Annotated in this window: 23 protein-coding genes; 14 read left to right on the top strand and 9 right to left on the bottom strand. The window is 52.9% G+C overall.

Going from position 1 to position 25,851, the window contains the following annotated elements; translation table 11 throughout:
- Position 1: 1 nt before the first annotated feature.
- Complete coding sequence (bepA, locus tag ACU8YC_RS07365) at positions 2-1,465, bottom strand: beta-barrel assembly-enhancing protease (RefSeq protein WP_446895154.1); 1,464 nt, start codon at positions 1,463-1,465, stop codon at positions 2-4.
- Between the two features lie 226 nt (positions 1,466-1,691).
- On the opposite strand from bepA, the gene ACU8YC_RS07360 reads away from it, so the two are divergent.
- The 4 genes from ACU8YC_RS07360 (at position 1,692) to iadA (ending at position 5,220) form a co-directional block, all read left to right on the top strand.
- Complete coding sequence (locus tag ACU8YC_RS07360; protein ID WP_151217644.1) at positions 1,692-2,756, top strand: AI-2E family transporter; 1,065 nt, start codon at positions 1,692-1,694, stop codon at positions 2,754-2,756.
- 166 nt (positions 2,757-2,922) lie between these two features.
- Positions 2,923-3,582 (top strand): nucleoside recognition domain-containing protein, encoded by a 660-nt coding sequence (locus ACU8YC_RS07355; protein WP_151217643.1) that lies wholly within the window; start codon positions 2,923-2,925, stop codon positions 3,580-3,582.
- 1 nt (position 3,583) lies between these two features.
- Entirely contained in the window at positions 3,584-4,045 is a 462-nt protein-coding gene (locus ACU8YC_RS07350) for a YjiG family protein (protein ID WP_446895153.1), read from the top strand.
- An 11-nt stretch (positions 4,046-4,056) separates the two neighbouring features.
- Positions 4,057-5,220 (top strand): beta-aspartyl-peptidase, encoded by a 1,164-nt coding sequence (iadA, locus tag ACU8YC_RS07345; protein ID WP_151224078.1) that lies wholly within the window; start codon positions 4,057-4,059, stop codon positions 5,218-5,220.
- Positions 5,221-5,306: 86 nt separating this feature from the next.
- On the opposite strand, the gene bcp is transcribed toward iadA, so the two are convergent.
- On the bottom strand, positions 5,307-5,777 hold the full coding sequence (gene bcp / locus ACU8YC_RS07340) for a thioredoxin-dependent thiol peroxidase (RefSeq protein ID WP_151217641.1): 471 nt from the start codon (positions 5,775-5,777) through the stop codon (positions 5,307-5,309).
- Positions 5,777-6,349, bottom strand: a complete 573-nt coding sequence (locus ACU8YC_RS07335) for a glycine cleavage system transcriptional repressor (RefSeq protein WP_043017165.1) — start codon at positions 6,347-6,349, stop codon at positions 5,777-5,779. Before ACU8YC_RS07335 ends, bcp begins: the two co-directional genes overlap by 1 nt.
- 145 nt (positions 6,350-6,494) lie before the next feature.
- Between ACU8YC_RS07335 and dapA the strand changes: the two genes are divergently transcribed.
- The 6 genes from dapA to ypfH all read left to right on the top strand — a co-directional run bounded on the left by dapA (position 6,495) and on the right by ypfH (position 13,048).
- Positions 6,495-7,373 carry a 4-hydroxy-tetrahydrodipicolinate synthase gene (gene dapA / locus ACU8YC_RS07330; protein WP_006683510.1) on the top strand — a complete coding sequence of 293 codons (879 nt, stop codon included), beginning with the start codon at positions 6,495-6,497 and terminating at the stop codon, positions 7,371-7,373.
- A gap of 16 nt (positions 7,374-7,389) precedes the next feature.
- Positions 7,390-8,424, top strand: coding sequence for an outer membrane protein assembly factor BamC (gene bamC / locus ACU8YC_RS07325; RefSeq protein ID WP_370619889.1), 1,035 nt, complete (start codon positions 7,390-7,392; stop codon positions 8,422-8,424).
- 111 nt (positions 8,425-8,535) lie between these two features.
- Positions 8,536-9,249 (top strand): phosphoribosylaminoimidazolesuccinocarboxamide synthase, encoded by a 714-nt coding sequence (gene purC / locus ACU8YC_RS07320; RefSeq protein ID WP_446895152.1) that lies wholly within the window; start codon positions 8,536-8,538, stop codon positions 9,247-9,249.
- A 129-nt stretch (positions 9,250-9,378) separates the two neighbouring features.
- Positions 9,379-10,245, top strand: a complete 867-nt coding sequence (gene ypfJ / locus ACU8YC_RS07315) for a KPN_02809 family neutral zinc metallopeptidase (protein WP_005121887.1) — start codon at positions 9,379-9,381, stop codon at positions 10,243-10,245.
- A gap of 15 nt (positions 10,246-10,260) precedes the next feature.
- The gene (locus ACU8YC_RS07310) at positions 10,261-12,276 is read left to right on the top strand and encodes a tRNA(Met) cytidine acetyltransferase TmcA (protein ID WP_446895151.1); all 2,016 of its coding nucleotides are present in this window, start codon (positions 10,261-10,263) and stop codon (positions 12,274-12,276) included.
- A 73-nt stretch (positions 12,277-12,349) separates the two neighbouring features.
- Positions 12,350-13,048, top strand: a complete 699-nt coding sequence (gene ypfH / locus ACU8YC_RS07305) for an esterase (RefSeq protein WP_151217637.1) — start codon at positions 12,350-12,352, stop codon at positions 13,046-13,048.
- Positions 13,049-13,095: 47 nt separating this feature from the next.
- Here the strand turns inward: ypfH and ACU8YC_RS07300 are convergent, their stop codons facing one another.
- From ACU8YC_RS07300 to ACU8YC_RS07290, 3 genes are read right to left on the bottom strand one after another with little or no spacing between them, the layout of a single operon-like run.
- The gene (locus tag ACU8YC_RS07300; RefSeq protein ID WP_003037974.1) at positions 13,096-13,296 is read right to left on the bottom strand and encodes a membrane protein; all 201 of its coding nucleotides are present in this window, start codon (positions 13,294-13,296) and stop codon (positions 13,096-13,098) included.
- A gap of 27 nt (positions 13,297-13,323) precedes the next feature.
- Positions 13,324-14,451 carry a succinyl-diaminopimelate desuccinylase gene (gene dapE / locus ACU8YC_RS07295; RefSeq protein WP_005121892.1) on the bottom strand — a complete coding sequence of 376 codons (1,128 nt, stop codon included), beginning with the start codon at positions 14,449-14,451 and terminating at the stop codon, positions 13,324-13,326.
- A 3-nt stretch (positions 14,452-14,454) separates the two neighbouring features.
- On the bottom strand, positions 14,455-14,811 hold the full coding sequence (locus ACU8YC_RS07290) for an ArsC family reductase (protein ID WP_151217636.1): 357 nt from the start codon (positions 14,809-14,811) through the stop codon (positions 14,455-14,457).
- A 387-nt stretch (positions 14,812-15,198) separates the two neighbouring features.
- On the opposite strand from ACU8YC_RS07290, the gene ypfM reads away from it, so the two are divergent.
- Positions 15,199-15,258 carry a protein YpfM gene (gene ypfM / locus ACU8YC_RS07285; protein WP_001386977.1) on the top strand — a complete coding sequence of 20 codons (60 nt, stop codon included), beginning with the start codon at positions 15,199-15,201 and terminating at the stop codon, positions 15,256-15,258.
- Between the two features lie 75 nt (positions 15,259-15,333).
- Here the strand turns inward: ypfM and acrD are convergent, their stop codons facing one another.
- Together acrD and narQ are read right to left on the bottom strand one after the other, a co-directional pair.
- Entirely contained in the window at positions 15,334-18,447 is a 3,114-nt protein-coding gene (gene acrD / locus ACU8YC_RS07280) for a multidrug efflux RND transporter permease AcrD (RefSeq protein ID WP_151217635.1), read from the bottom strand.
- A gap of 172 nt (positions 18,448-18,619) precedes the next feature.
- Positions 18,620-20,317, bottom strand: a complete 1,698-nt coding sequence (narQ, locus tag ACU8YC_RS07275) for a nitrate/nitrite two-component system sensor histidine kinase NarQ (protein ID WP_151217634.1) — start codon at positions 20,315-20,317, stop codon at positions 18,620-18,622.
- A 264-nt stretch (positions 20,318-20,581) separates the two neighbouring features.
- On the opposite strand from narQ, the gene aegA reads away from it, so the two are divergent.
- The 3 genes from aegA (at position 20,582) to ACU8YC_RS07260 (ending at position 24,370) form a co-directional block, all read left to right on the top strand.
- Positions 20,582-22,561, top strand: a complete 1,980-nt coding sequence (gene aegA, locus ACU8YC_RS07270; RefSeq protein WP_446895150.1) for a formate-dependent uric acid utilization protein AegA — start codon at positions 20,582-20,584, stop codon at positions 22,559-22,561.
- A gap of 67 nt (positions 22,562-22,628) precedes the next feature.
- A complete protein-coding gene (nudK, locus tag ACU8YC_RS07265; protein ID WP_151217632.1) occupies positions 22,629-23,204 on the top strand; it encodes a GDP-mannose pyrophosphatase NudK in 576 nt (191 codons plus the stop codon).
- Between the two features lie 122 nt (positions 23,205-23,326).
- Entirely contained in the window at positions 23,327-24,370 is a 1,044-nt protein-coding gene (locus ACU8YC_RS07260; RefSeq protein WP_151217631.1) for a DUF1176 domain-containing protein, read from the top strand.
- 22 nt (positions 24,371-24,392) lie between these two features.
- On the opposite strand, the gene ACU8YC_RS07255 is transcribed toward ACU8YC_RS07260, so the two are convergent.
- Positions 24,393-25,832: a 6-phospho-beta-glucosidase gene (locus ACU8YC_RS07255; RefSeq protein WP_210904489.1), complete on the bottom strand. Its 1,440-nt coding sequence runs from the start codon at positions 25,830-25,832 to the stop codon at positions 24,393-24,395.
- Positions 25,833-25,851: the final 19 nt, after the last annotated feature.

Below are 25,851 nucleotides of genomic sequence, written 5' to 3'. Positions count from 1 at the left end.
GTTACATCTTGGTGTACGGTTTAAAGCGTTCTTGCAGCTGGCGTAGCTGGTCGATACGGGCATCGTATCTGGCCTGTTGTTGACTGCCCAGTTTCACCTGGGAACTTGCGCTGCTGAGCATCGAAATCGCCTGATCCAGACGTCCGGCGAGGGCATACCCTTCAGCGCGCGCCGCCAGCTCCTGATCGCGGTTGTTCAGGTTGGCTTCCGTTTGCGCTAACAGATCCCAACCGTTAGGGTCATCCTTATGGTTAAATGTATAGCGATTCAGGATGGTTGCCGCTTCTTTGGCTTGTCCGCCCTGTAGATACGCATTCGCCAGGTTAAGCTGCAGTACCGGGTTGGTTCGCAGGTCACGGGCGTTTTTCAGCCGGTTAATGGCGTCGCTGGTTTTCTTCTGGCCGAGATCGATATCCGTTGCCAGGTCGAGATACCAGGCATTGTTTGCATCCGCCGCCAGCAGCGGTTGCAGCGCTTTACGCGCCTCGTCATATTTGCTGGCTTCCATCGCCTGCAATGCACGCCCATACTGGGCGGCACGTTGTTCACGTACGTTGCCTTTCGACCAGTTACTCAGCAGGTCATCGGTCAACTGGTTACGACCTGAGTTGTACATGCCCAATGTTCGCGCCTTAGCAAGATAAAAATCTTCCGATGATTGGACGACAACCGGACGCATCTGGTTGGCGCGGTTACGGGCATCCGCCAGACGGCTTTCAGGCAGGGGGTGAGTCAGCAAAATTTCCGGCGGACGCGAAGAGTAACGGGCCTGATCGAGCAGTTTTTCGAGGAACGTTGGCATGGCCTGGGGATCAAAGCCCGAACGTTGCAGTACCTGAATACCGATACGGTCTGCTTCTTGTTCATTTTGTTGCGTAAAGCTAATCATACCCTGACGTGTACCTGCCAGCGTACCGGTCAGCGCAGCCATACCCGCCTGCGGGCTGGCCATCGCCAATAAAATTGAACCTAACGCTCCAACCCACGTTAACGGCGCGCTGCGTTTCTGATCTTCCATTGCACGTGCCAGGTGGCGCTGAGTGACATGGGAGATTTCGTGCGCCATGACCGATGCTAACTGGCTTTCGTTATCGGAATAGCGGAATAGTGCGGAGTGCAGGACAACGTTGCCGCCAAAGAAAGCAAAGGCGTTGATTTCATCGTTGTTAATCAAAAAGAAGGTGAAGGGCGTTTTTACCGAGTCGGCGTGCGAGACCAGACGCATACCCAGAGAATTAATGTATTGGGTCAGCAACGGATCGTTAATTAATGGCGCACTACCGCGCAGCTGGCGTACGTAATAATCGCCCATCTGCATTTCCTGTCCTATGGAAAGCGTACTCCCTGCCGAGGTTCCCATATCAGGCAGGGTGTCCGCGGTGTCTGCAAATGCGGGCGCGACCTGACTGATAGTCAGTGCGGCAATGAGGGTAGCAACCAGGTTTTTTTTCAACTGCCTGAACATAACCTCTGTCCTGTATTCTTTTTTGAGATAGCCATTTGACCAATGCCGTGAAGTATCGTTCACACTCCGCAAGCTTAGGGAGTGTAACTGCGAAACCTGACGATGAACACCCAGGAAAAATGTCTTTTCACTTTGCGTAATCAGCCATAAAAAGCGAAGTCTTTTTTGTGACATTTCGATACAATTCGGGATCGCAATCCCGCTATTGGGTTCATGGAAGGGTTTTATGCTCGAAATGTTGATGCAATGGTATCGTCGCCGCTTTAGCGACCCCGAAGCCATTGCCCTGCTGATTATTCTGGTTGCCGGTTTTGGCATCCTGTTCTTCTTTAGCGGTCTTCTGGCGCCGCTACTGGTCGCCATAGTGCTGGCGTATCTGCTTGAGTGGCCAACGGTGCGGCTGGAGCATATTGGTTGTTCACGACGTTGGGCGACATCGATTGTACTTATTCTGTTTGTCGGTATTTTGCTGCTGATGGCGTTTGTGGTGATGCCCGTTGCGTGGCAGCAGGGGATCTACCTGATCCGCGATATGCCCGGCATGCTCAATAAACTGTCTGATTTTGCCGCTACCTTGCCGCGGCGTTATCCGGCGTTGATGGATGCGGGCATTATTGATGCGATGGCGGAGAATATGCGCTCGCGAATGCTCACCATGGGCGATTCGGTGGTGAAATATTCGCTGGCTTCACTGGTCGGTTTACTAACGCTGGCGGTCTATCTGGTGCTTGTCCCGTTGATGGTGTTCTTCCTGATCAAAGATAAAGGACAAATGCTGAACGCCGTGCGCCGGGTGCTGCCGCGTAATCGCGGGCTGGCGGGGCAGGTGTGGAAAGAGATGAACCAGCAAATCACCAACTATATCCGCGGCAAGGTGTTGGAAATGGTGGTGGTCGGCGTAGCGACCTGGCTCGGCTTCCTGATGTTTGGCCTCAACTATTCGCTGCTGCTGGCGGTGCTGGTCGGATTTTCCGTGCTGATCCCGTATATCGGTGCTTTTGTGGTGACGATTCCGGTGGTCGGTGTGGCGTTGTTCCAGTTCGGGCTTGGTACCGAGTTCTGGAGCTGTTTTGCCGTGTACCTGATTATCCAGGCGCTGGACGGTAATTTGCTGGTGCCGGTGCTGTTCTCTGAAGCGGTAAATTTGCATCCGCTGGTCATTATTCTCTCAGTCGTGATATTCGGCGGCCTGTGGGGCTTTTGGGGCGTATTCTTTGCGATCCCACTGGCGACGTTAATCAAAGCGGTAATGCATGCCTGGCCGGATGGTCAGGCCGTTGACGAACCCTAATCGGCAAGTACCGGCGGCGCAAAGTCGCCGGAACTGAACTTGTCTGACCTCTATCCACTCTTTCTGAATAATTTCCTCTGGTGTCGTTTTTCTCCGTGTTTGCCTTTAACTTGACCAACGTGATGTCTTTTCGTCACGCAAGGAATAAGACCAACAGGAGAACAACATGGGTCATAACACACACACGCAGCAAAAAGTGGGATGGGGCGGTTATCTCGCTTTTTTTATTACAATTGTGCTTTTTTCAGGCATGTTTGCGAAAAGTACCGAATGGTGGCGAGTCTTTGACTTCACCATCCTCAATGGCGCGTTTGGGCAGATCAATGCCGCAGGCGATACGGCAGTCTCTTTTCGCGGTGCAGGGGGAATGGGAGCAAAAGATGGCTTCTTATTCGCACTTGAGCTGGCACCTTCCGTCATTCTTTCTCTCGGCATAATCTCCGTCACTGAAGGGCTGGGCGGTTTGCGCGCGGCGCAACAGTTAATGACGCCTGTCCTGCGCCCGTTACTCGGTATTCCTGGTATTTGCTCGCTGGCGCTGATTGCGAATTTGCAAAATACCGATGCTGCGGCAGGGATGACCAAAGAGATGGCGGAAGAGGGAATTATTACTGAACAGGAACGCGCTATTTTTGCCTGCTGGCAAACCAGCGGCAGCGCGTGTATTACCAACTATTTTTCCTCGGGTGCCGCGCTGTTTACCATGGTGACCGTGCCGGTGATTACTCCGCTGGCGGTGATCCTTGTCTTCAAATTTGTGGGAGCGAATCTGCTGCGTCTGTGGATCGCGCAGCTTGAAAATCGCCGTCTGCAGCGGGAGGTCTGAGATGACAACGCAGGTACGTAAAAACGTCATGGATATGTTTATCGATGGCGCACGGCGCGGGTTTACTATTGCAACTACCAGCCTGTTACCAAACGTGGTGATGGCGTTTGTGATTATTCAGGCGTTGAAGGTGACGGGGTTGCTCGAGATTGTCGGGCGGGTGTGCGAACCGGTTATGGCGCTGTGGGGGTTACCGGGGGAATCTGCCACCGTGCTGCTGGCGGCGGTGATGAGTATGGGAGGCGGTGTCGGCGTTTGCGCCAGTCTGGTTGTCGCAGGTACGCTTTCGGGACATGATGCGACTGTATTGCTACCGGCTATCTACCTGATGGGCAATCCGGTGCAAAATGTGGGACGCTGTCTGGGGACTGCGGGGGTCCATCCTCGTTATTATCCACTGATTATTGCGGTATGCGCCATTAATGCGCTGCTCTCTATTTGGGTTATGCAGGTAATTGCCTGACAAGGAAGGTTATGAACTGTTCAATTCTTAATTTGACGTTGTTCCTGCAGGGACATGTGTACGCGCCGGAAGATTTAGGACGCCAGGATATTCTGGTCTCTGGTACTAAAATTGTTGCCATCGCGCCGTCGATTTCTCCTGAAGACTTTCCCGGTTGCAAGTGCATCCATCTTGATGGTGCGATTGTGTGCCCGGGGTTTATTGATCAGCACGTCCACCTGATTGGCGGCGGCGGGGAAGCGGGGCCGCACACGCGTACGCCGGAAGTGCGCTTGTCACGACTGGTGGAAGCTGGCGTCACTTCGGTGGTGGGATTGCTGGGTACCGATGGCATCACCCGTCACCCGGAATCGCTGCTGGCGAAAACCCGCGCGCTGGAGTTGGAAGGTATCAGCGCATGGATGCTGACCGGGGCCTATTCTCTGCCATCGCCGACCATCACCGGCAGTATCGATCGCGACGTGGCGCTGATCGATAAAGTCATTGGCGTGAAATGCGCGGTTTCTGACCATCGTTCCTCCGCCCCGGACACCTCGGCGCTGGCGAACATGGCGGCGCAGTCACGCGTTGGCGGATTGTTAGGGCGCAAGCCGGGGATCAGTGTTTTCCACATGGGTGACAGCCCGCGCATGCTGGAGCCGTTGTACGACATCCTCGAGTGCTGTGATGTTCCGATCACCAGGCTGTTGCCGACACACGTTAACCGTGCGGAACCGTTGTTCCAGGCGGCGTTGGAGTATGCCCGCCAGGGCGGATTTATCGATATTACCAGCAGCATTGATGAGCCTGTCGATCCGGCCATGGCCATTGCCACGGCGCTGCGCCAGAATGTGCCGCTGTCACGCATTACCCTGAGTTCGGACGGCAACGGTAGTCAGCCGGAATTTGATGCGTTGGGTAATCTCACCGGCATTGGTGTCGCAGGGTTTGAATCTCTGGCTGAAACGGTGCGTCAGTTAGTGAAGGTGCATGCCGTCCCGCTGGAACAGGCGCTGTGTCCGCTGACGCGTACGGTCGCAGAATTTTTGGGTCTCGAACATAAGGGGCGTCTGGCGGCGGGATGCGATGCAGACATTCTGGTGCTTAACGATGCGCTGGAGGTTAATCACCTGTGGGCGAAGGGAAAAGCCGTGGTCAGAGAGAAGAAAGCCTGCGTAAAAGGGACGTTTGAATAAACGCTTTTTCCGGCCTATGGGGGGGCGGATCCAGGCCTGATAAGACGCGTAGTGTCGCCATCAGACCTGGATCGGTAAAACGTAAATCAGGCGTTCTCTTTCAGCCAGTTCAGTACCACGTCGTGGTGATTGCTGGTTTTGAAGTCATCGAACACGTGCTCAATTTTGCCTTCGGCATCAATCAGGAAACTGATGCGATGGATGCCATCGTAGGTTTTGCCCATAAATGACTTCTCACCCCAGACGCCGAACTGCTCGCAAACCTGATGATCTTCGTCGGACAGAAGCGTGAAGTTAAGGACTTCTTTTTCCGCAAAACGGGAAAGTTTCTCCGATTTATCGGTGCTGATTCCCAGCACTTCAACGCCTGCTTTTTTTAACTCATCCATGTTATCGCGCAGGCCGCAGGCCTGGACGGTACAGCCGGGTGTCATGGCTTTCGGGTAAAAATAAACCAGAACACGCTGTCCCTGGAAGTCGGTTAAATTTACTTGTTCTCCGTCTTGATCCGGCAAGCTAAATTTCGGTGCGATATCACCGGCTTTCAGTGGGTTCATTACTTAACTCCATCCTGTTCATCATGCTGTGAGTAATTGACGACGTTAATACTGCCTTGCGCATTGAGTTCTGTACAGAGTGCTTTAAAGGCATCTTCAATATTTGCCGCATCATGTGACGCAGGACTATGTGCGGTAATTTGAATAAACAACTGCGCCGCCTTTCCGTTTTCCGCCGGTTGTGTGCGTGACACCAGTTCTGCAATATTCATTTGGTGGCTGTCGAACAGGGCGGTGAAGCGTTCAATTAAATGCGGAGAATCGGGAACATCGACCTGCACCCATACCGTGGCAGGCATTGCCGGACGGGGACGCGCGGTCGTGCGTTTCATCACAATCAGTAAATCCAGCTCTGCGCCTTTCAACGGCAAGGTTGATTCAATCAGGGTGATGGCATTCCAGGTGCCAGACAACAGCATGATAAACGTGAACTCGTCACCCAGCATGGCCAGTCGGCTGTCTTCGATATTACAGCCGCAACTGCTGACATGACGAGTGATGGTGTTCACAATTCCCGGGCGGTCGGCACCCAGCGCAGTAATGACCAGATAGTGTTGCGATGACGAAGTCAAACCTGTTCTTCCTTTGAGCGGTGAGGTAATCATAAGGAAAGCATAAAAAAAACATGCATACAACAATCAGAACGGCTCTGGTCGCTTGCTTTTATTGCCGTACCAAACGTACCATTGAGACACTTGTTTGCACAGAGGATGGCCCATGTTCACGGGAAGTATTGTCGCGCTTGTTACGCCGATGGATGAGAAAGGTAAAGTCTGCCGGTCGAGCCTGAAAAAACTGATTGATTATCATGTCGCCAGCGGCACCTCGGCGATCGTTTCGGTTGGCACCACTGGTGAGTCGGCCACCCTGAGTCATGATGAACATGGCGATGTGGTGATGATGACCCTGGAGCTGGCTGACGGGCGTATTCCGGTCATTGCCGGAACCGGCGCCAATGCGACCGCGGAAGCCATTAGTCTGACGCAGCGTTTCAACGACAGCGGAGTTGTCGGCTGCCTGACGGTGACGCCTTACTACAACCGCCCAACCCAGGAAGGTTTGTTCCAGCATTTCAAAGCCATCGCTGAACATACTGACCTGCCGCAAATTCTGTATAATGTGCCGTCCCGTACCGGCTGCGATATGCTGCCGGAAACCGTAGGTCGTCTGGCGAAAGTAAAAAATATTATCGCTATTAAAGAGGCCACGGGGAACTTAAGTCGCGTTCACCAGATCAAAGAGCTGGTTTCAGACGACTTTATTCTGCTTAGCGGTGATGACGCGACCGGACTGGATTTCATGCAGCTCGGTGGTCATGGCGTGATTTCCGTAACGTCTAACGTTGCGGCGCGCGATATGGCTGAAATGTGCAAACTGGCGGCGGCTGGTCATTTTGCTGAAGCACGGGTGATTAACCAGCGTCTGATGCCGTTACACAACAAACTATTTGTCGAACCCAATCCTATCCCCGTGAAATGGGCATGTAAGGAGTTGGGACTTGTGGCGACCGATACGCTGCGTCTGCCGATGACGCCAATCACGGACAATGCTCGTGAAATCGTCAAAGCGGCGCTTAAGCATGCCGGTTTGCTGTAAAGTTTAGGGAGATTTGATGGCTTACTCAGTACAAAAGTCGCGCCTGGCCAAGGTTGCGGGTGTTTCGCTTGTTATGTTGCTCGCGGCCTGTAGTTCTGACTCGCGTTATAAGCGCCAGGTGAGCGGTGATGAATCCTATCTGGAGGCCACACCGCTTGCTGAGCTTCATGCTCCAGCTGGAATGATTCTGCCGGTGATGTCGGGTGATTATAATATCCCGGTAACCAACGGCAGCGGTGCCGTGGGTAAGGCACTGGATATTCGTCCACCGGCTCAGCCGTTAGCGTTAGTCACCGGTGCTCGCACGCAAATCGCAGGCGATACCTCAACGTTGCTGGTTGAAAATGGTCGTGGTAACACGCTGTGGCCGCAGGTTGTGAGTGTCATTCAGTCTAAAAACTACACAATCGCCAAACGTGATGATGCCAGCCAGACGTTAACCACCGACTGGGTCGACTGGAACCGTCTGGATGAAGACGAGCAGTACCGTGGGCGTTATCAAATCTCGGTTAAACCGCAGGGCTATCAGCAAGCGATAACGGTGAAACTGATTAACCTTGAGCAGGCGGGCAAACCCGTTGCCGATGCGGCATCAATGCAGCGTTACAGCGCTGAGATGATGAACGTTATCTCTGCTGGTCTGGACAAGAACGCCAACGACGCCGCGAATGCTGCGCAGAACCGCTCTGCAGCCACCATGGATGTTCAGAGCGCCGCCGATGACACCGGTTTACCTATGCTGGTGGTACGCGGACCGTTCAACGTGGTGTGGCAGCGTCTGCCGGCAGCGCTTGAGAAAGTGGGGATGAAAGTGACCGACAGCACCCGTTCTCAGGGCAGCATCGCCGTGACCTACAAACCACTGTCTGATAGCAGCTGGCAGGAGCTGGGCGCAAGCGATCCGGGGTTGGTATCCGGCGACTATAAACTGCAGGTCGGTGATTTAGACAACCGTAGTAGCTTGCAGTTTATCGATCCGAAGGGGCATACCCTGACGCAAAGCCAGAACGACGCGCTGGTCGCAGTCTTCCAGGCAGCGTTCAGTAAGTAAAAATGAAGGGCTGGAGTTATCCAGCCCTTTTTTTCTGATATGATACGCAAACGTGTGCGTCGGCAGAAAAACGCAATATTTATCGTTAATTCACACCCAGGAGTAATAAAGATGCAAAAGCAAGCTGAGTTGTATCGTGGTAAAGCGAAGACCGTATACAGCACGGAAAACCCGGACCTGTTGGTGCTCGAATTCCGCAATGATACGTCAGCAGGGGATGGCGCGCGCATTGAACAGTTTGACCGTAAAGGCATGGTGAACAACAAGTTCAACCATTTCATTATGACTAAACTGCAAGAAGCGGGCATTCCTACCCAGATGGAGCGACTGCTTTCTGATACCGAATGTCTGGTGAAAAAACTGGAGATGGTACCGGTTGAATGTGTGATACGTAACCGCGCGGCAGGCTCACTGGTTAAGCGTTTAGGCGTTGAGGAAGGTATTGAACTGAATCCACCGCTGTTTGATCTGTTCCTGAAAAACGATGCTATGCACGATCCAATGATTAACGATTCCTATTGCGAAACCTTTGGTTGGGTGAGCAAAGAGAATCTGGCGCGTATGAAAGAGCTGACCTACAAAGCCAACGACGTGCTGAAAAAGATGTTTGATGATGCAGGTCTGATTCTGGTCGACTTCAAACTTGAGTTTGGTTTGTATAAAGGCGAAGTGGTCCTGGGCGATGAATTCTCACCGGACGGTAGCCGTCTGTGGGACAAAGAAACGCTGGATAAAATGGACAAAGATCGCTTCCGCCAGAGCCTTGGCGGCCTGATCGAAGCCTATGAAGCCGTCGCGCATCGTCTGGGTGTGAAGTTAGACTAATCCTCCCCTGAGCCGGCGATCGCTCTCCGGCTCATCAATCCCGCCGATTTTGATTACTGTTTCTTATGGTAATCCTGTTCCGAACCGCCTACGATCATCATCATAATGAATAAAAAAGTTGAGGTGATTATGCGCTGGCAAGGGCGTCGTGAAAGTGACAATGTGGAAGACAGACGAAACAGCTCTGGCGGCGGCCCCTCTATGGGCGGACCAGGTTTTCGTTTACCCAGTGGTAAAGGCGGTATCATCCTGCTGATTGTGGTGCTTGTCGCAGGTTATTATGGCGTGGATCTTACCGGATTAATGACCGGCCAACCTGTATCCCAACAGCAATCATCACACTCCATCAGCCCCAATGATGATGAAGCGGCAAAATTCACCTCAGTGATTCTGGCCACCACGGAAGATACCTGGGGGCAGCAGTTTGAAAAAATGGGGCGGACCTACCAACAGCCAAAGCTGGTCATGTATCGCGGAGCGACGCGGACCGGTTGTGGCGCGGGCCAGTCCGTAATGGGGCCATTTTATTGCCCGGCGGATGGTACGGTGTATATCGACCTCTCATTCTATGACGATATGAAAAACAAGCTGGGCGCCGATGGTGATTTTGCCCAGGGCTATGTTATCGCGCATGAAGTGGGCCACCACGTACAGAAACTGCTGGGTATTGAACCGAAAGTTCGCCAGATGCAGCAGAACGCCTCACAAGCTGAGGTGAACCGTCTTTCCGTACGTATGGAATTGCAGGCGGACTGCTTTGCTGGCGTCTGGGGCCACAGCATGCAGCAGCAGGGCGTGCTGGAGTCCGGCGACCTGGAAGAGGCGCTGAACGCCGCTCAGGCCATTGGCGACGATCGCCTGCAGCAGCAAGGGCAAGGGCGCGTAGTGCCGGACAGCTTTACCCACGGTACTTCCGAACAGCGTTTTACCTGGTTTAAGCGCGGCTTTGACAGCGGCGATCCGGGACAATGTAATACGTTTGGTAAAGGCATTTAAGATACTGGGGCAGGGATGTCTGATAACACAGCGCTGAGCGCGTTAACCGAACAGATGGCTCGTGAGGGGATCCGTCGTCTGCTGATTATCAGTGGCGAGGAAAACTGGTGTCAGGGGCAGGCGTTATCGCTACGCGACATATTACCCGGCGACTGGTTGTGGGTAGGGGCGAATGCCCCTGCTGAACCAAACTGTACGCCACAGGCGCTGCAAACGTTACTGGGGCGTGAGTTTCGTCATGCTGTTTTCGACGCCGGGCAGGGATTTGACGCTGCAGCATTTGCCGCCTTAAGCGGTACGCTGATCGCCGGGAGCTGGCTGGTGTTGCTGACTCCACCGTGGCATACCTGGCACACGCATCCTGATGCGGACTCACTGCGCTGGAGCGACTGCGCAGAACCCGTCCCAACACCGCACTTTATTGAACACCTCAAAAGAGTGATTTCCCGTGACGGGCAGGCTCTGCATTGGCAGCAACATCAGCCCGCTTTGTGTCCGCACTTTCCTGCTCGTGTCGACTGGCACGCGGCAACCGGTGAACCACAGCCTGAACAGGCGATGATTTTAACGCACTTGTTGGATATGTCTTCCGGCGTGGTGGCCATCACAGCTGCGCGTGGTCGGGGTAAGTCCGCGCTGGCAGGACAGCTGATATCACGCATAAACGGGACGGCGATCGTTACCGCGCCAGCGAAAGCAGCAACAGATGTGCTGGCGCAATTTGCCGCAGAGCGTTATCGCTTTATGGCACCAGATGCGCTGTTAAGCAGTACAGCACGTGCAGACTGGCTGATCGTGGATGAAGCTGCTGCGATCCCCGCGCCGCTGCTGCAGCAACTGGTGGCGCGTTTTCCCCGAACGCTGTTAACCACTACGGTACAGGGCTACGAGGGGACCGGCAGGGGCTTTTTGCTCAAATTCTGCGCCCGCTTTCCCAATCTGCGACGCTATGAGTTGCAGCAGCCCGTGCGCTGGGCGCAGGGATGCCCCCTGGAGAAAATCGTCAGCGATGCACTGGTGTTTGACGATGATAACCTCACGCATGTTCCATCGGGGGAGTTGCACTACTCGACATTTGAGCAGCAATCATGGCGTTTTCAACCGGCGCTGCCGCTGGCGGTATATCAGCTGCTTTCCGGGGCGCATTATCGTACCTCACCGCTGGACCTGCGACGCATGATGGACGCGCCGGGGCAGCATTTTCTGCAGGCTTCGGCTGCTGATTCGGTGGCGGGAGCCGTCTGGCTGGTCGATGAAGGGGGATTATCCGCAGAATTAAGCCAGGCCGTCTGGGCCGGATATCGCCGACCCAGAGGCAATCTGGTTGCGCAGTCGCTGGCGGCGCACGGTAGTGACCCCTTAGCGGCGACGCTTGTCGGGCGGCGGGTCAGTCGAATCGCGGTTCATCCTGCGCGCCAAAGAGAAGGTATTGGGCAACAGCTGATTATGCAGGCCCGGCACTATTGCTCGCAGTGTGACTATCTGTCCGTCAGTTTTGGTTATACGGCTGAACTATGGGGTTTCTGGCAGCGCTGTGGTTTTGTGCTGGTGCGGATGGGGAACCATCGCGAAGCCAGCAGCGGTTGTTATACCGCCATGGCGTTGCTGCCCATCAGCGAAGCGGGCAAGCGCCTTGCCGGGCGAGAGCATCAGCGTTTGCGTCGGGATGCGGAAATCCTGGCGCAGTGGAACGATGAGCACATCCCGCTTACTCCGCTGAAAGAGACTACGCTTAATGAGGATGATTGGGATGAGCTGGCTGGGTTTGCCTTCGCGCATCGACCACTATTGACATCACTGGGCTGTCTGAGCCGTCTGCTTGAGCACAGCGAGTTACCCCTTCCGGCATTGCGCGGACGTATACAGGCTCAACGCAGCGACACCGAATTATGCCAACAGCTGAAGGTCTCAGGCCGTAAAGCGCTGCTGGTCGTTCAGCGCGCTGAAGCGGCACAGGCCTTAAATCAGCTGGATGCTGAGCGTGCACAGCGGCTACATAATCGCATTATGCAATGGCAATTTTTTCACTAACATCTTCAATTTCCTGGCATGGTCATTGCGGTTAAGCGGCGTAGAATGATTCTCATCAGTTAAGGAGATCGCCATGAAACATGACCATTTTGTTGTTCAAAGTCCCGATAAACCCGCTCAACAGCTATTGCTGCTGTTTCATGGCGTCGGCGATAACCCGGTTGCCATGGGCGAAATTGGCTCCTGGTTTGCGCCGCTGTTTCCGGATGCGCTAATTGTCAGTATTGGCGGGGCAGAGCCTTACGGTACGACTTCCGGACGTCAGTGGTTTTCGGTACAGGGCGTAACGGAAGATAACCGCCAGGCGCGTATTGACGCGATTATGCCGGTATTTATCGAAACCGTTCGTTACTGGCAGAAGCAAAGCGGCGTTTCACCGCAGGCTACCGCGCTGATTGGTTTTTCTCAGGGTTCGATTATGTCGCTTGAGAGCATCAAAGCCGAGCCGGGGCTGGCGTCGCGGGTCATTGCCTTCAATGGTCGCTATGCTACTTTGCCAGAGACGGCAACCACCGCGACGACGGTGCATTTGATTCACGGCGGTGAAGATCGGGTGATTGAGTTATCTCACGCCGTTGCTGCGCAAGAGGCATTAATTGCTGCGGGTGGAGATGTGACACTGGATATCGTCGAAAACCTGGGGCATGCCATTGATGAACGCAGCATGCAGTTTGCACTCGATCATCTGCGTTTTACCGTACCGAAGCATTACTTTGATGAAGCGCTGAGCGGCGGTAAGCCTCATGATGATGATGTGATTGAGATGATTTAATCCGTAGGCCGGATGGCGATATGAAGTTTCCTCCGGCCTGTGTTGGTTTATTTTTTCGGTTGATCCTTGTTCGGCCAATCGTCATCGTCGTCCCATTTATCGTTAAAGTCGCGATGCGGGGGAAGCTCCGGCTTGTTGGCGAGATATTTCTTTGGATCGACGCGCTTGAGATCTTTAATCACGTTAAGCAGCACGCCTACCAGAAACACTAACACTAAAATCCACCAATATTTAGCTAGCCAGTCCATGCATTTTTCCTCTTGCGGGAGTACTCATCAGGCGACGAGTTGCTCCATGATACGTTGATACATACGGGCAAGCAGTTGCAGGTCGGCGGCATTAACACATTCATTTATTTTATGAATAGTGGCGTTGACCGGCCCAAGTTCGACTACCTGTGCCCCCATGCGGGCAATAAAGCGCCCGTCGGACGTCCCGCCTGTAGTCAGTAACTGCGGTTTAATCTCATTATAGTGCTCAATAGCGTTCACTACTGCATCCACCAGTTTACCGCGTTCGGTCAGGAACGGCTGACCGGAAAGCCACCAGTCGACGGTATAACGCAGCTGATGTTTTTCCAGCAGCGCGTGAACCCGTGCTTTAATCATTTCATCGGTCAGTTCTGTGCTGAAACGGAAGTTGAACTGAATAAACAGTTCGCCGGGGATAACGTTGTTGCTGCCGGTACCTGCCTGAATATTGGCAATCTGCATGCTGGTCGCCGGGAAAAATTCGTTCCCCTGGTCCCACTCAATCGCCACCAGTTCGTTGAGCATTGGTGCTGCGCGGTGTACCGGGTTATCGGCCAGATGAGGGTAGGCTACGTGGCCTTGCACGCCGTGAATGGTCAGGTTGCAGGTCAGTGAACCACGACGTCCATTCTTCACCACGTCGCCAACGATTTCGGTGCTGGACGGTTCGCCGACCAGGCAATAATCCAGTCGTTCGTTACGTGCCATTAGCGCTTCAACCACCTTCACGGTGCCGTTTTTGGCGCTGGCTTCTTCGTCTGAAGTTATCAAAAACGCCAGACGACCCTGATGGTTTGGATGCTGGGCGACAAAACGCTCTGCGGCCACGACCATTGCCGCCAGTGAGCCTTTCATATCGGCAGCGCCACGCCCGAATAACATGCCATCGCGAATGGTCGGCTCGAACGGCGGATTGATCCAGCGATCGACATCGCCGGCAGGCACTACGTCAGTATGACCGGCAAACGCCAGGGTTTCACCTGTACCGCGCCATGCCCAAAAATTCTGTGTGTCACCAAAATCCATACGCTCAACGGTAAAACCTACCGCGCGCAGACGTTCAATCATTAACGCCTGGCACCCGGCATCATCCGGGCTCAGAGAAGGACGGCGAATAAGCTGCTGTGTCAGCTCAATAACCGGGCACGACATAGATTACACCTCATTAAAAAACAGAGTATAACTGGATTCACTGAAACCAAGCAGCATAGGCTTACCCGGCGCGCAGAGCAATGGGCGTTTGATAATTGCTGGCATTTCAATCATCAACGCGGCGGCGGAAGCCGCATCGGTGATTTGACTGCGAGTGGATTCATCCAGTTTACGCCAGGTCGTGCCACGCGTATTGAGCAGTGCCTCCCAACCTAACTCGCTGATAAAAGTGTGTAATAGCGCGTTGTCCAGACCATCGACGCGATAATCATGAAAGCGGTAGTCGACCTCATTTTCTTCCAGCCAGCGTCTGGCTTTTTTAATTGTGTCGCAATTCTTAATACCGTAGAGGGTGATCATTTGAATCCTTATTAACTAATTTTGAATATCTATTCTTGTGCTGATGAATGCAGATAATACATATTGTCATTCAGGCGTTATAGAAAAATATAACATTGTTGAGCAATGGTTAATAATAATTCCTGAAAGTTCCAATAATCTGTACTGAACCACAATTCAGAATTTATCTGTTTGCATCAGTCTGTTTTTCCATCAGAATTGGCAAAGTAGTAGATAGTGTATGAATATTTCAAAATATTGCATTAAGTCACATAAAATTTATGGGTATGGCGCATAGTGAATACATAACCCCAAACACGGGAGGATGTAATCACAACCATCGGTTAAATGATCTTCTTTTGATGATGATGTTTTTGTAGAATGCTCATAATAATAAGAGAGGTTGTTATGATTGAACGTGAACTGGGGAACTGGAAAGACTTTATCGAAGTGATGCTTCGTAAATAATTTTCTGGAAGAAATTCATATCCTGCAAGGGATAAAAAAAGGCGACTCAACGTAAGTCGCCTTTTTTGTGTCCGATTATTCCGGGCGCGGTTTCAACGGGAAGCGTCTGCGCACCAGTACAAAGAACAGGGGCACGAAGTAAATCGCCAGGATCGTGGCTGAAATCATCCCACCCATTACGCCAGTCCCCACCGCATGTTGGCCGCCGGAACCTGCGCCGCTGCTAATGGTCATCGGCAAGACTCCGAAGATAAACGCCAGCGACGTCATCAGAATTGGACGCAAGCGCTGGCGGCAGGCATGCAGCGTGGCGTCGAGCAGATCGTGTCCTTTCTCGTTCATCTCATTGGCGAATTCAACAATCAATATCGCATTCTTTGCCGAAAGCCCGATAACGGTGAGTAACCCGACCTGAAAGTACACATCGTTTTCCAGGCCGCGCATCCAGGTGGCGAGTAGCGCGCCAATTACCCCCAGAGGCACAACCAGCATGACGGAGAAGGGAACCGACCAGCTTTCGTACAGGGCAGCCAGACACAGGAATACCACCAACAGAGAAATAGCGTACAGGGCTGGAGCCTGAGAGCCCGACAGTCGTTCCTGATAGGACATTGCCGTCCATTCGAGGCCGAATCCGGTTGGTAACTGATGGACCAGCGATTCCATGATGTCCATCGCTGTACCGGTGCTGACGCCGGGTGCGGCTTCACCGACGATCTCGACGGCGGAGTAGCCGTTATAGCGTTCCAGACGCGGTGAACCGGTTTCCCAACGTGACGTGGCAAAGGCCGAGAAAGGCACCATGCCGCCGCTATTGTTGCGTACGTACCATAGGTTGATGTCGTCCGGGAGCATGCGATATTTTGCCGCCGCCTGCACGTAGACCTTCTTCACGCGGCCCCGGTCCATGAAGTCATTAACGTAACTGGAGCCCCAGGCTGTTTGCATTGTGTCGTTGATATCGTCAATGGAAACGCCCAACGCCTGGGCTTTGCGCTGATCGATATCAATTTGCAGCTGCGGGCTGTCGTCCAGACCGTTGTGACGAACGCGGGTCAGGGACGCGTCTTTCCCGGCCAGTTCAATCAACTTGTCGCGTGCGGCCATTAACGCGTCATGACCGGCACCAGCGTGATCCTGCAGCTCCATATCGAAACCGGCAGAGCTTCCGAGGCCGCTAATCGCCGGAGGACTGCTGGCGAAGACGCGGGCCTCTTTAATCTTATTAAAGGCTTTGGTCGCACGTTCGATAATGGCGAAAGAGGTTCCGGTGATGGCGTCGCGCTCATCCCAGTCTTTTAAACGGACAAACATACGCGCTACGTTTTGACCGTTCCCGCCCGGGCCGGAACCAACCGTGGAAAAGACCGACATAATGTTGTCTTTCTCATGGGTGAAGTAATACTTCTCTACTTCCTCAACCACTTTCAACGTTTGCTGCTGTGTGGAGCCGCTGGGCAACTGTATCGAGGTAGTAAACATGCCGCGATCTTCCAGCGGCAGGAAGGAGGTGGGCAGACGCAGGAACAGGAAGACCATGCCGCCGAGCAGCAGGCCGTAGATCAGGATCCAGCGCAGGCTACGGTGCAAAATTTTGGCGACACCTTTTTCGTAGCGCTCGGCGTTGCGATTAAACATCCGGTTAAACCAGCCAAAGAAACCCGTTTGTCCGTGATGTTCGCCCTTATGCAGTGGTTTGAGCAAGGTGGCACACAGGGCGGGGGTGAGGATCATCGCCACCAGAACGGACAGCACCATCGCGGAGACGATGGTAATCGAGAACTGGCGGTAAATAGCCCCGGTAGTACCACCAAAGAAGGCCATCGGGATGAACACCGCCGACAGTACCATAGCGATGCCGACCAGCGCGCCCTGAATTTGCCCCATCGATTTCCGCGTTGCCTGACGCGGCGTGAGTCCTTCCTCACTCATAATACGCTCGACGTTTTCCACCACCACAATGGCGTCATCGACCAGCAGGCCGATCGCCAGCACCATGGCAAACATCGTCAAGGTGTTAACGCTGTAGCCAAAGGCGTAAAGCACGGAGAAAGTGCCCATTAACACTACCGGAACGGCGATGGTCGGTATAAGCGTGGCACGGAAGTTTTGCAGGAACAGGTACATCACGAGAAATACCAGCGCAATCGCTTCCAGCAGCGTTTTCACCACGTCGATAATTGAGGCTTTAACAAAAGAGGTGGTTTCATACGCCACCTTGTATTCCAGCCCGTGCGGAAAATACTGTGACAGTTCGTCAAGGCGGTTAAGCACCAGCTCTGCCGTTGCCATTTCATTGGCCCCGGAGGCCAGTTTCACCCCCAGACCAGAAGCCGGGTTGCCGTTAAAGCGGCTGAGGTAGTCATACTTTTCTGCACCCATTTCAACTGTTGCTACGTCACCCAGTTTAACTTCAGATCCGTCCTGGTTGACACGAAGTGTAATCGCACGGAATTCATCTGGCGTTTGCAGCAGGGACTGGGCGTTGATCGTCGCATTTAGCGCCTGCTTGTCCACCGAAGGCGTGCCGCCAAGTTGTCCGACGGCAATCTGCGCATTTTGTGATTCGATAGCGTTGGTCACATCTTTGGCAGTCATCTGGAAGCTGTTTAGCTTGGCTGGGTCGAGCCAGATCCGCATGGAATATTGTGAGCCGTAGGCGTCTATATCGCCCACGCCATTGATGCGGCTGAGCGGGTCCTGAATATTACTGGCGACGTAGTCGGCGATATCCTGCTTATCCATTGAGCCATCGGTGGAGACGAAGGCGATGGTCAGAATATTGGTGTCCCCGGTTTTTCGTACCGTGACCCCCTGATCCTGTACCGCCTGCGGCAGCTTACGCATTGCCGATTGCAACTGGTTTTGCACCTGCTGGACGGCCTCATCAGGATCGGTTCCGGCGACGAAGCTCAGCGTAACTGACGCCTGGCCTGTCCCGCTGCTTTGTGACGACATGTACATCAGATTGTCGAGGCCGGTCATGTTCTGCTCGATAACCTGGGTTACGGTATTTTCCAGCGTTTGCGCAGAGGCACCTGGATAGTTCGCGGTAATCCGCACGTTGGGGGGCGCCAGATCGGGATATTGCTCAACGGGCAGCGAAAAAATAGCCAGGGCTCCTGTCAGGCACAACAGGATAGCTAACACCCAGGCAAAAATGGGGCGATCGATGAAAAAATTCGCCATTAAAAGGGGACCTCGTGTTTCTGCGTATCGTTATAGGTATGACTTGCTTCACTTTAGCGGCAAGGTACGGGTCAAACGTGGAGAAAAAAAGAAGATAATGTAAATTATCATGCCCGTTTACGGCGTACCTTTCGTGCCAACGCCGTCAGGCCCGACGACGCTGTTCGTTTTTTTACGTTAGTCCACCGTCGGATTCTGCCGAACGAAAACTGATGCTCACCAGCGTTCCCCCGCCAGAGGGTTGTGAGAAGGTCAACGTGCCGCTCAGCCTTTCTGCCCGCTCACGCATAATATTTAACCCGTAGTGTCCCGAAGGCTCGTGCGGTTCACCTATGCCGATGCCGTTATCGCGTATATAAACCGTGTGGTTGCCATCCGGCGCGGTGACACAACTGACGGCAATTTCGGTGGCGCTGGCATGCTTAATCGCGTTCAGCACCGCTTCACGGATGATCTGCAGCAGATGCACCTGCATTTGCGCGTCCAGCGCCAACGTAGGTAGTCGGCAATCGAGCGTCAGTTTAGCCGAGGTCTGATTTTGCAGCGTCTCCAGCATTTCATGTAATGCTGAGGGCAGATCGGCCTGCTGTAAGGTCAGGCGGAAGGTGGTGAGCAGTTCGCGTAACTGACGATAGGCATCGTTCAGCGCCTGAGAAAAATCGGCCATAATACTTTGCGCCGGGGCGTTATCTTCCGGGATCGAGCGCTTCAGCAACGTGAGCTGAATGCGTAAATAAGAGAGCACCTGCGCCAGCGAGTCGTGCAGCTCGCGCGCAATCGTCGCCCGCTCCTCCATTAACAACAGCTGCTGAAAATGTTTTTGCGCCTGATTGAAGTACAACCCGCGTCCCAGCATTGAGGAAACGCTGTTGAGCAGCGGGATGGAAGCATTCACGTTTGGGCTTTGCCAGTGCAGTTCACCATAAACGGTCTCCTGCATCGTGACCGGCAGGATCTGCATCGGGAGATCGGGGCTTTTCGTCCCTTCGCTGATACGCCAGTTATCGCCGACGGTCAGTTCCAGGAAATACGCGGCGTCATGCTCACGGACAATCTGTAAAATGTGGCGGAAGCAGTACACGTCAATCTGGCTGGTATTCAGCGCCTGAGAACACTGATACAGCACTTCCAGGCGACGATTAGCTTCGTGGAGATCGTGCGTTTTCTCCGCAACGGAGGCTTCCAGTGAGCGGTAAAGCTTATGTAACTCACTCGACATCTGGCTAAAGGTCTTGCCCAGCAACCCCAGTTCGTTGGGCAAACCGGTATCCAGCGACGGGATATCAAACTGACCGTGTTCAATGTGCTGGCTGGCCATCACCAGCTTATTGAGTGGGCGTACCACCTGCTGGCGAATGCGCCGCAAGGTAAAGAAGACGAGAGTGAATATGCCGATTCCGCCTGCCAGTGAAATACCGAAAACTAACATCACTTTGCGTTCGGCATAATGCTGCAACGCCAGCACGAAGAGATCGATTTGATCGACATAGCTATTGATATTGGCCTGGTACCATTTTAAATCGCCATCGATCAGACGGGCGTTCATTTCCAGCCAGTTGGCGTGCAGATGCCCATAGCGGCTTTTTACCGCTTGCGGAACATACCATGCGTTCAGATTTTGTAATGCGGGTGAGTTTAACGCCTGCTGGAAAAGTTGGCGGTGAGCGTTGAGCTGCGGGCTTTGGCTTTGCAGATCGTAACCCAGACGGTAACTTTGCATGCGCAATGAGCCCGCAACGTTGATGGCCTCAGCATCCCGTAAGCTGCTGGTCAGCGTGAGCAGCGCAATACCCGTTGAGAGAATCGACAGCAACACGATGTAGAAAAAAGCTTTAGCCAGACTGGCCGAGACCGGACGCTTTACCGTCACTTGTGCATCCCCACACAATACACGTCGCGCCTTAAAACAGCCTGAACGATGCGGTGTATTTGATAAATGTTAATAAAAACGCCATGAAACTGAATAGTAACTGAAACACAATTTCATATGCGATGAAATAAATTGATCTGCCACAGGTTCTGGATAAATAGTTGCATTTCCTGGGCAAATGAACATTGCCGCTTCCTTCCGTGTCGGTTAATAACAACACTCATATAAAGAATAAGGTTTTTGCAACCAAAAAAGAAGGAAGCCATGAATCGTTTTGTTATGGTCAATAGCCAGCAGTGCCTGGGATGCCATGCCTGTGAGGTCGCCTGCGTCATGGCTCACAACGGCGAGCAGCATGTCCTGAGCCAACGGCATTTTCAGCCCCGAATTACCGTCATCAAGCATCAGAAGCAGCGCAGTGCGGTAACCTGCCATCACTGTGAAGATGCGCCCTGCGCCCGAAGTTGCCCGAACGGGGCAATCAGCCATGAAAATGACAGCGTCCAGGTTAACCCGCAAAAGTGTATTGGCTGTAAATCGTGCGTTGTGGCCTGTCCTTTCGGCACCATGCAGATCGTACTCACGCCCGTCGCTAAAGGAAAGGTCAAAGCGACCGCGCACAAATGCGATTTGTGTCAGGAGCGTGAACAGGGACCCGCCTGCGTAGAAAACTGTCCGGCGCAGGCGTTACAGCTGGTGACGGAGAATTCGCTGACCGGTCTGTCAAAAGCGCGCAGGTTGCGTACCGCCAGTCTGGAAAGCCAGCCCTGGCATGCCAGCGCTACCGATTTTGTTCCACATGTCATTACCAAACGTGAGCAAATGCAGGCTACGCCTGCGCGTGGCGAACCGGATAAACTACCGATTGAAGCGCGTAAAACAAGTTTTGAAGAGATCTATCTGCCGTTTCGCACAGTACAGGCGGAGCGGGAAGCGTCCCGCTGCCTGAAGTGCGGCGACCACAGTATTTGCGAATGGACTTGTCCGTTGCATAACCATATTCCGCAGTGGATTGAGCTGGTCAAAGCCGGGAACATCGACGCGGCGGTTGAACTTTCTCACCAGACCAACTGCTTACCGGAAGTGACAGGGCGCGTGTGCCCGCAGGATCGGCTCTGTGAAGGCGCCTGTACCGTACGTAACGAGCATGGCGCGGTGACTATCGGTAATATTGAGCGTTACATCTCCGATCGGGCGTTGAGCAAAGGATGGCGACCAGACATAAGCCACGTGCAGAAAGTGGACAAGCGTGTTGCCATCATCGGTGCGGGCCCTGCGGGTCTGGCCTGCGCAGATGTGCTGGCGCGCAGCGGTATCAACACCACCGTGTACGATCGCCACCCTGAAATCGGCGGTTTGCTAACGTTCGGTATTCCGGCCTTCAAACTGGACAAATCGCTGCTGACGCGCCGCCGCGAAATCTTCAGCGCCATGGGTATTCATTTCGAACTGAATTGTGAGGTCGGCAAGGACGTTACGCTGGCCACGTTACTCGAGGATTACGATGCCGTGTTTGTGGGGGTCGGGACTTATCGCTCGATGAAGGCGGATCTGCCGAATGAAGACGCGCCTGGCGTGTATGACGCACTGCCATTCCTGATTGCCAACACCAAACAGGTGATGGGGCTGGATGAGTTGCCTGAAGAGCCGTTTATCGACACCGCCGGGTTGAACGTGGTTGTTCTCGGCGGAGGCGATACGGCCATGGACTGTGTACGTACCGCGCTGCGCCACGGTGCAAGCCAGGTGACCTGCGCCTATCGTCGTGATGAAGCCAACATGCCGGGTTCGAAAAAAGAGGTGAAGAATGCCCGGGAAGAGGGGGCAAACTTTGAATTTAACGTCCAGCCGGTGGAGCTGGTATTGCATGCCGACGGTCGCGTCAGCGGCGTGCGTTTCTTACGTACCCAGCTTGGCGAGCCTGATGCACAGGGGCGGCGTCGCCCGGTCCCCATCGCCGGGAGTGAATTTGTTATGCCCGCAGATGCGGTGATTATGGCGTTTGGTTTTCATCCGCACGGTATGCCGTGGCTTGAGAAGCATGGTGTTAAGGTCGATAGCTGGGGGCGCATTGCCGCCGATGTTGAAAGCGCATACTGTTATCAAACCAGTAACCCGAAAATCTTTGCCGGTGGCGATGCGGTTCGCGGTGCGGATCTGGTGGTGACGGCGATGGCGGAAGGGCGACATGCTGCACAGGGGATCGTTGACTGGCTGGGCGTAAAATCAGCCAAATCTCACTAGCCTGAGCTCAAGACAAACCCGGTTTCACGGCGTAGTATTATTTCTCACTTTTCGTCGTGGAGCCGGTATGTCGCAAAAAATCACCCTCATCAAAGACAAAGTCCTTTCCGATAACTACTTCATCCTGCGCAACATCACCTATGATCTGACCCGTAGCAACGGTGAGGTGATTCGTCATAAACGCGAGGTTTACGATCGCGGCAACGGTGCCACTATCCTGCTGTATAACCCGGAGAAGAAAACGGTGGTGTTAATTCGCCAGTTTCGCGTTGCTACCTGGGTCAATGGTAACGAAGATGGTCACCTGATTGAAGCCTGCGCCGGGCTTCTGGATAACGACGAACCGGAGGCGTGCATTCGCAAAGAGGCCATTGAAGAGACCGGCTTTGAAGTAGGTGAAGTACGTAAGCTGTTCGAACTGTACATGTCGCCGGGGGGCGTGACGGAGATAATCCACTTTTTCATCGCCCAATACAGCGACAACCAGCGGGCAAACGCGGGCGGCGGTGTGGAGGATGAAGATATCGAGGTTCTGGAGCTGCCGTTTACCCAGGCGCTGGAAATGATTAAAACGGGTGAGATCCGTGACGGTAAAACGGTGCTATTACTGAATTATTTGCAGTCGTCGCATCTCATGGACTAATACCGGTATTTATATTTCTTTACAAATTTTCGGCCAATCCGACGATTCTTATTGAGCCACATCAGTCGCGCAAGGAATATACCGCTTAGGCTGTGTGTTTTGACTTCGGGGTTGTACCGTTCATGCGCTATCGCGTTATTTTACTTTTCCTGCTCGGGTTGTTACCCGTCAGTTTGCTGTGGGCAGCGCCTGCGCAACAGGCGTTTTCTGACTGGCAGGTAACGTGCAATAACCAAAACTTTTGCGTGGCGCGCAATACCGGAGAACATCACGGCCTGGTCATGACTTTAAGCCGTAGCGCTGGGGCACATACCGACGCTGTGTTGCGTATTGAATTGGGTGGACTGGAGTCTTCCAATATCAAAGAGAGCGATATTGCGCCACGTCTGCTGTTGGATGGCGCACCGCTCTCGCTTCGCGGCGAACGCTGGCGTATTACCCCCTGGCAGCTGATGACCGATGATCCGGCCACCATCAGCGCATTTTTACAAACCGTCCAGGACGCGAAGGCGATAACCCTGCAAAAAGGCGCACAAACCTTGTCACTGGTCGGGCTAAAAGCCGCGCTGCTGTTTATCGACGCCCAGCAAAAACGGGTCGGTAACGAAACCGCATGGATCGAAAAAGGCGACGAGCCACCGCTCAGCGTACCACCGGCTCCCGCTTTAAAAGGCGTGGCTGTCATTAACCCAACACCAACGCCTCTCACGCAGCAAGAGCGCAGTGAACTGTTGGACTACGGTAACTGGCGGATCAACGGTATTCGCTGCTCGATCGATCCGCTGCGTCGCGAGATACGCGTGACGGCCTTAACGGATGATAAAGCGCTGATGATGATCGGCTGTGAGGCCGGGGCGTATAACACCATCGATCTGGCGTGGGTGGTTTCACGTACTACGCCATTGACTTCACGTGCGGTACGGCTAAGTCTGCCTTTTAAAACGGATGCAGAAAGTCGCGATATGGAGCTGACCAACGCTACGTTTGACGAGAAATCGCGGGAGCTGGTAACTCTCGCCAAAGGGCGAGGGATGGCAGATTGCGGGATCCAGACTCGCTGGCGCTACGACGGTCAGCGTTTTCGTCTGGTGCGTTATGCCCAGGAGCCAAGCTGCGATAACTGGCATGGGCCAGATGCCTGGCCCACGCTGTGGATCACGCGGTGATGTGTTGATATGGCAGAAATAATTAAAGATTATTACCGTTATGAGCAATAACTTCTTTATACCAGTAAAAAGAGTTTTTACGATAACGCTCCAGTGAACCCCTGCCGGAATTATCTTTGTCTACATAAATCATTCCGTAGCGTTTCTTCATTTCTCCGGTACCAGCAGAAACCAGATCAATGCATCCCCATGGCGTATAGCCGATTAAATCGACGCCATCATCAACCACGGCTTTTTTCATTTCACTGACGTGTGCCGTGAGATAATCAATACGATACTGATCGTCTACGGTTTTGTCATTTTTCAGTGTGTCAATTGCGCCAAAACCATTTTCTACAATAAACATCGGTAACTGGTAATGATCCCAGAACCAGTTAAGTGAATATCGTAGCCCTTGGGCATCGATTTGCCATCCCCAGTCAGATGTCTGAATATAAGGGTTTTTAACTAAATGGTGCGGCTCAACGTAATTAAAATCTGGGTTATCATCTGTGGATTGGGTGACGAAAGACATATAGTAGCTGAAACCAATATAATCTACGCAACCATGCTGCAGAATCTCAAGATCACTCTCAGTTATGTCGAGGGAAAAATTTTTTTTGGCGAAATAATTAACCATATGTTGCGGGTAATGGCCGCGCACATGAACATCGGTGAACCAGTAACGGCGATGCATTGCCTTAATGGACATCATCATGTCTGCTGGCGCACAGGTGAGAGGATAAATCGGGCACATCGCAATCATACAACCAATTTTAAAATCAGGATTAATAATGTGCCCGGCATCTACGGCCATTGCGCTGGCAACCAGTTCATAATGTACGGCCTGATACATTATTTTTTCACGAACGTATTCATTCTCATCATCAGAATAAAGAACCCCGGAATTAGTAAACGGACAAAGGCTTTCATGAAAATTAACCTGATTATTTATCTCGTTAAACGTCATCCAGTATTTTACTTTGGACCGATAGCGAGTAAAAACTGTTTTGGCAAAGCGGGTAAAAAATTCGATCATTTTACGATTACGCCAGCCACCATATTCAGTGACAAGATGGTATGGCATTTCGAAATGAGACAAAGTAATAACCGGTTCGATATTGTATTTCAGGCATTCATCAAACATATCATCATAGAACTGTAATCCAGCTTCATTCGGTTCAATTTCGTCACCGAGAGGGTAGATTCGGGACCAGGCGATGGATGTGCGAAAACATTTGAATCCCATTTCAGCAAATAGTTTAATATCATCTTTGTACCGATGATAAAAATCAACAGCTTGATGGTTTGGGTAGTTTCGTCCCTCCATTACCCCTGCGGTCACTTCGCGTGGAACGCCATATGCCCCTGCAGTCATAACATCGGCAATACTGATTCCTTTTCCGCCTTCATTCCAGCCCCCTTCAAGTTGATGTGCGGCCACGGCGCCCCCCCAAAGGAAATCACTTTTAAAACCAGACATAATATTTCTCCTTAATTAA

Source organism: Citrobacter sp. VF227, from assembly GCF_052950715.1.
This window is presented reverse-complemented; position numbering and strand designations above follow the sequence as displayed.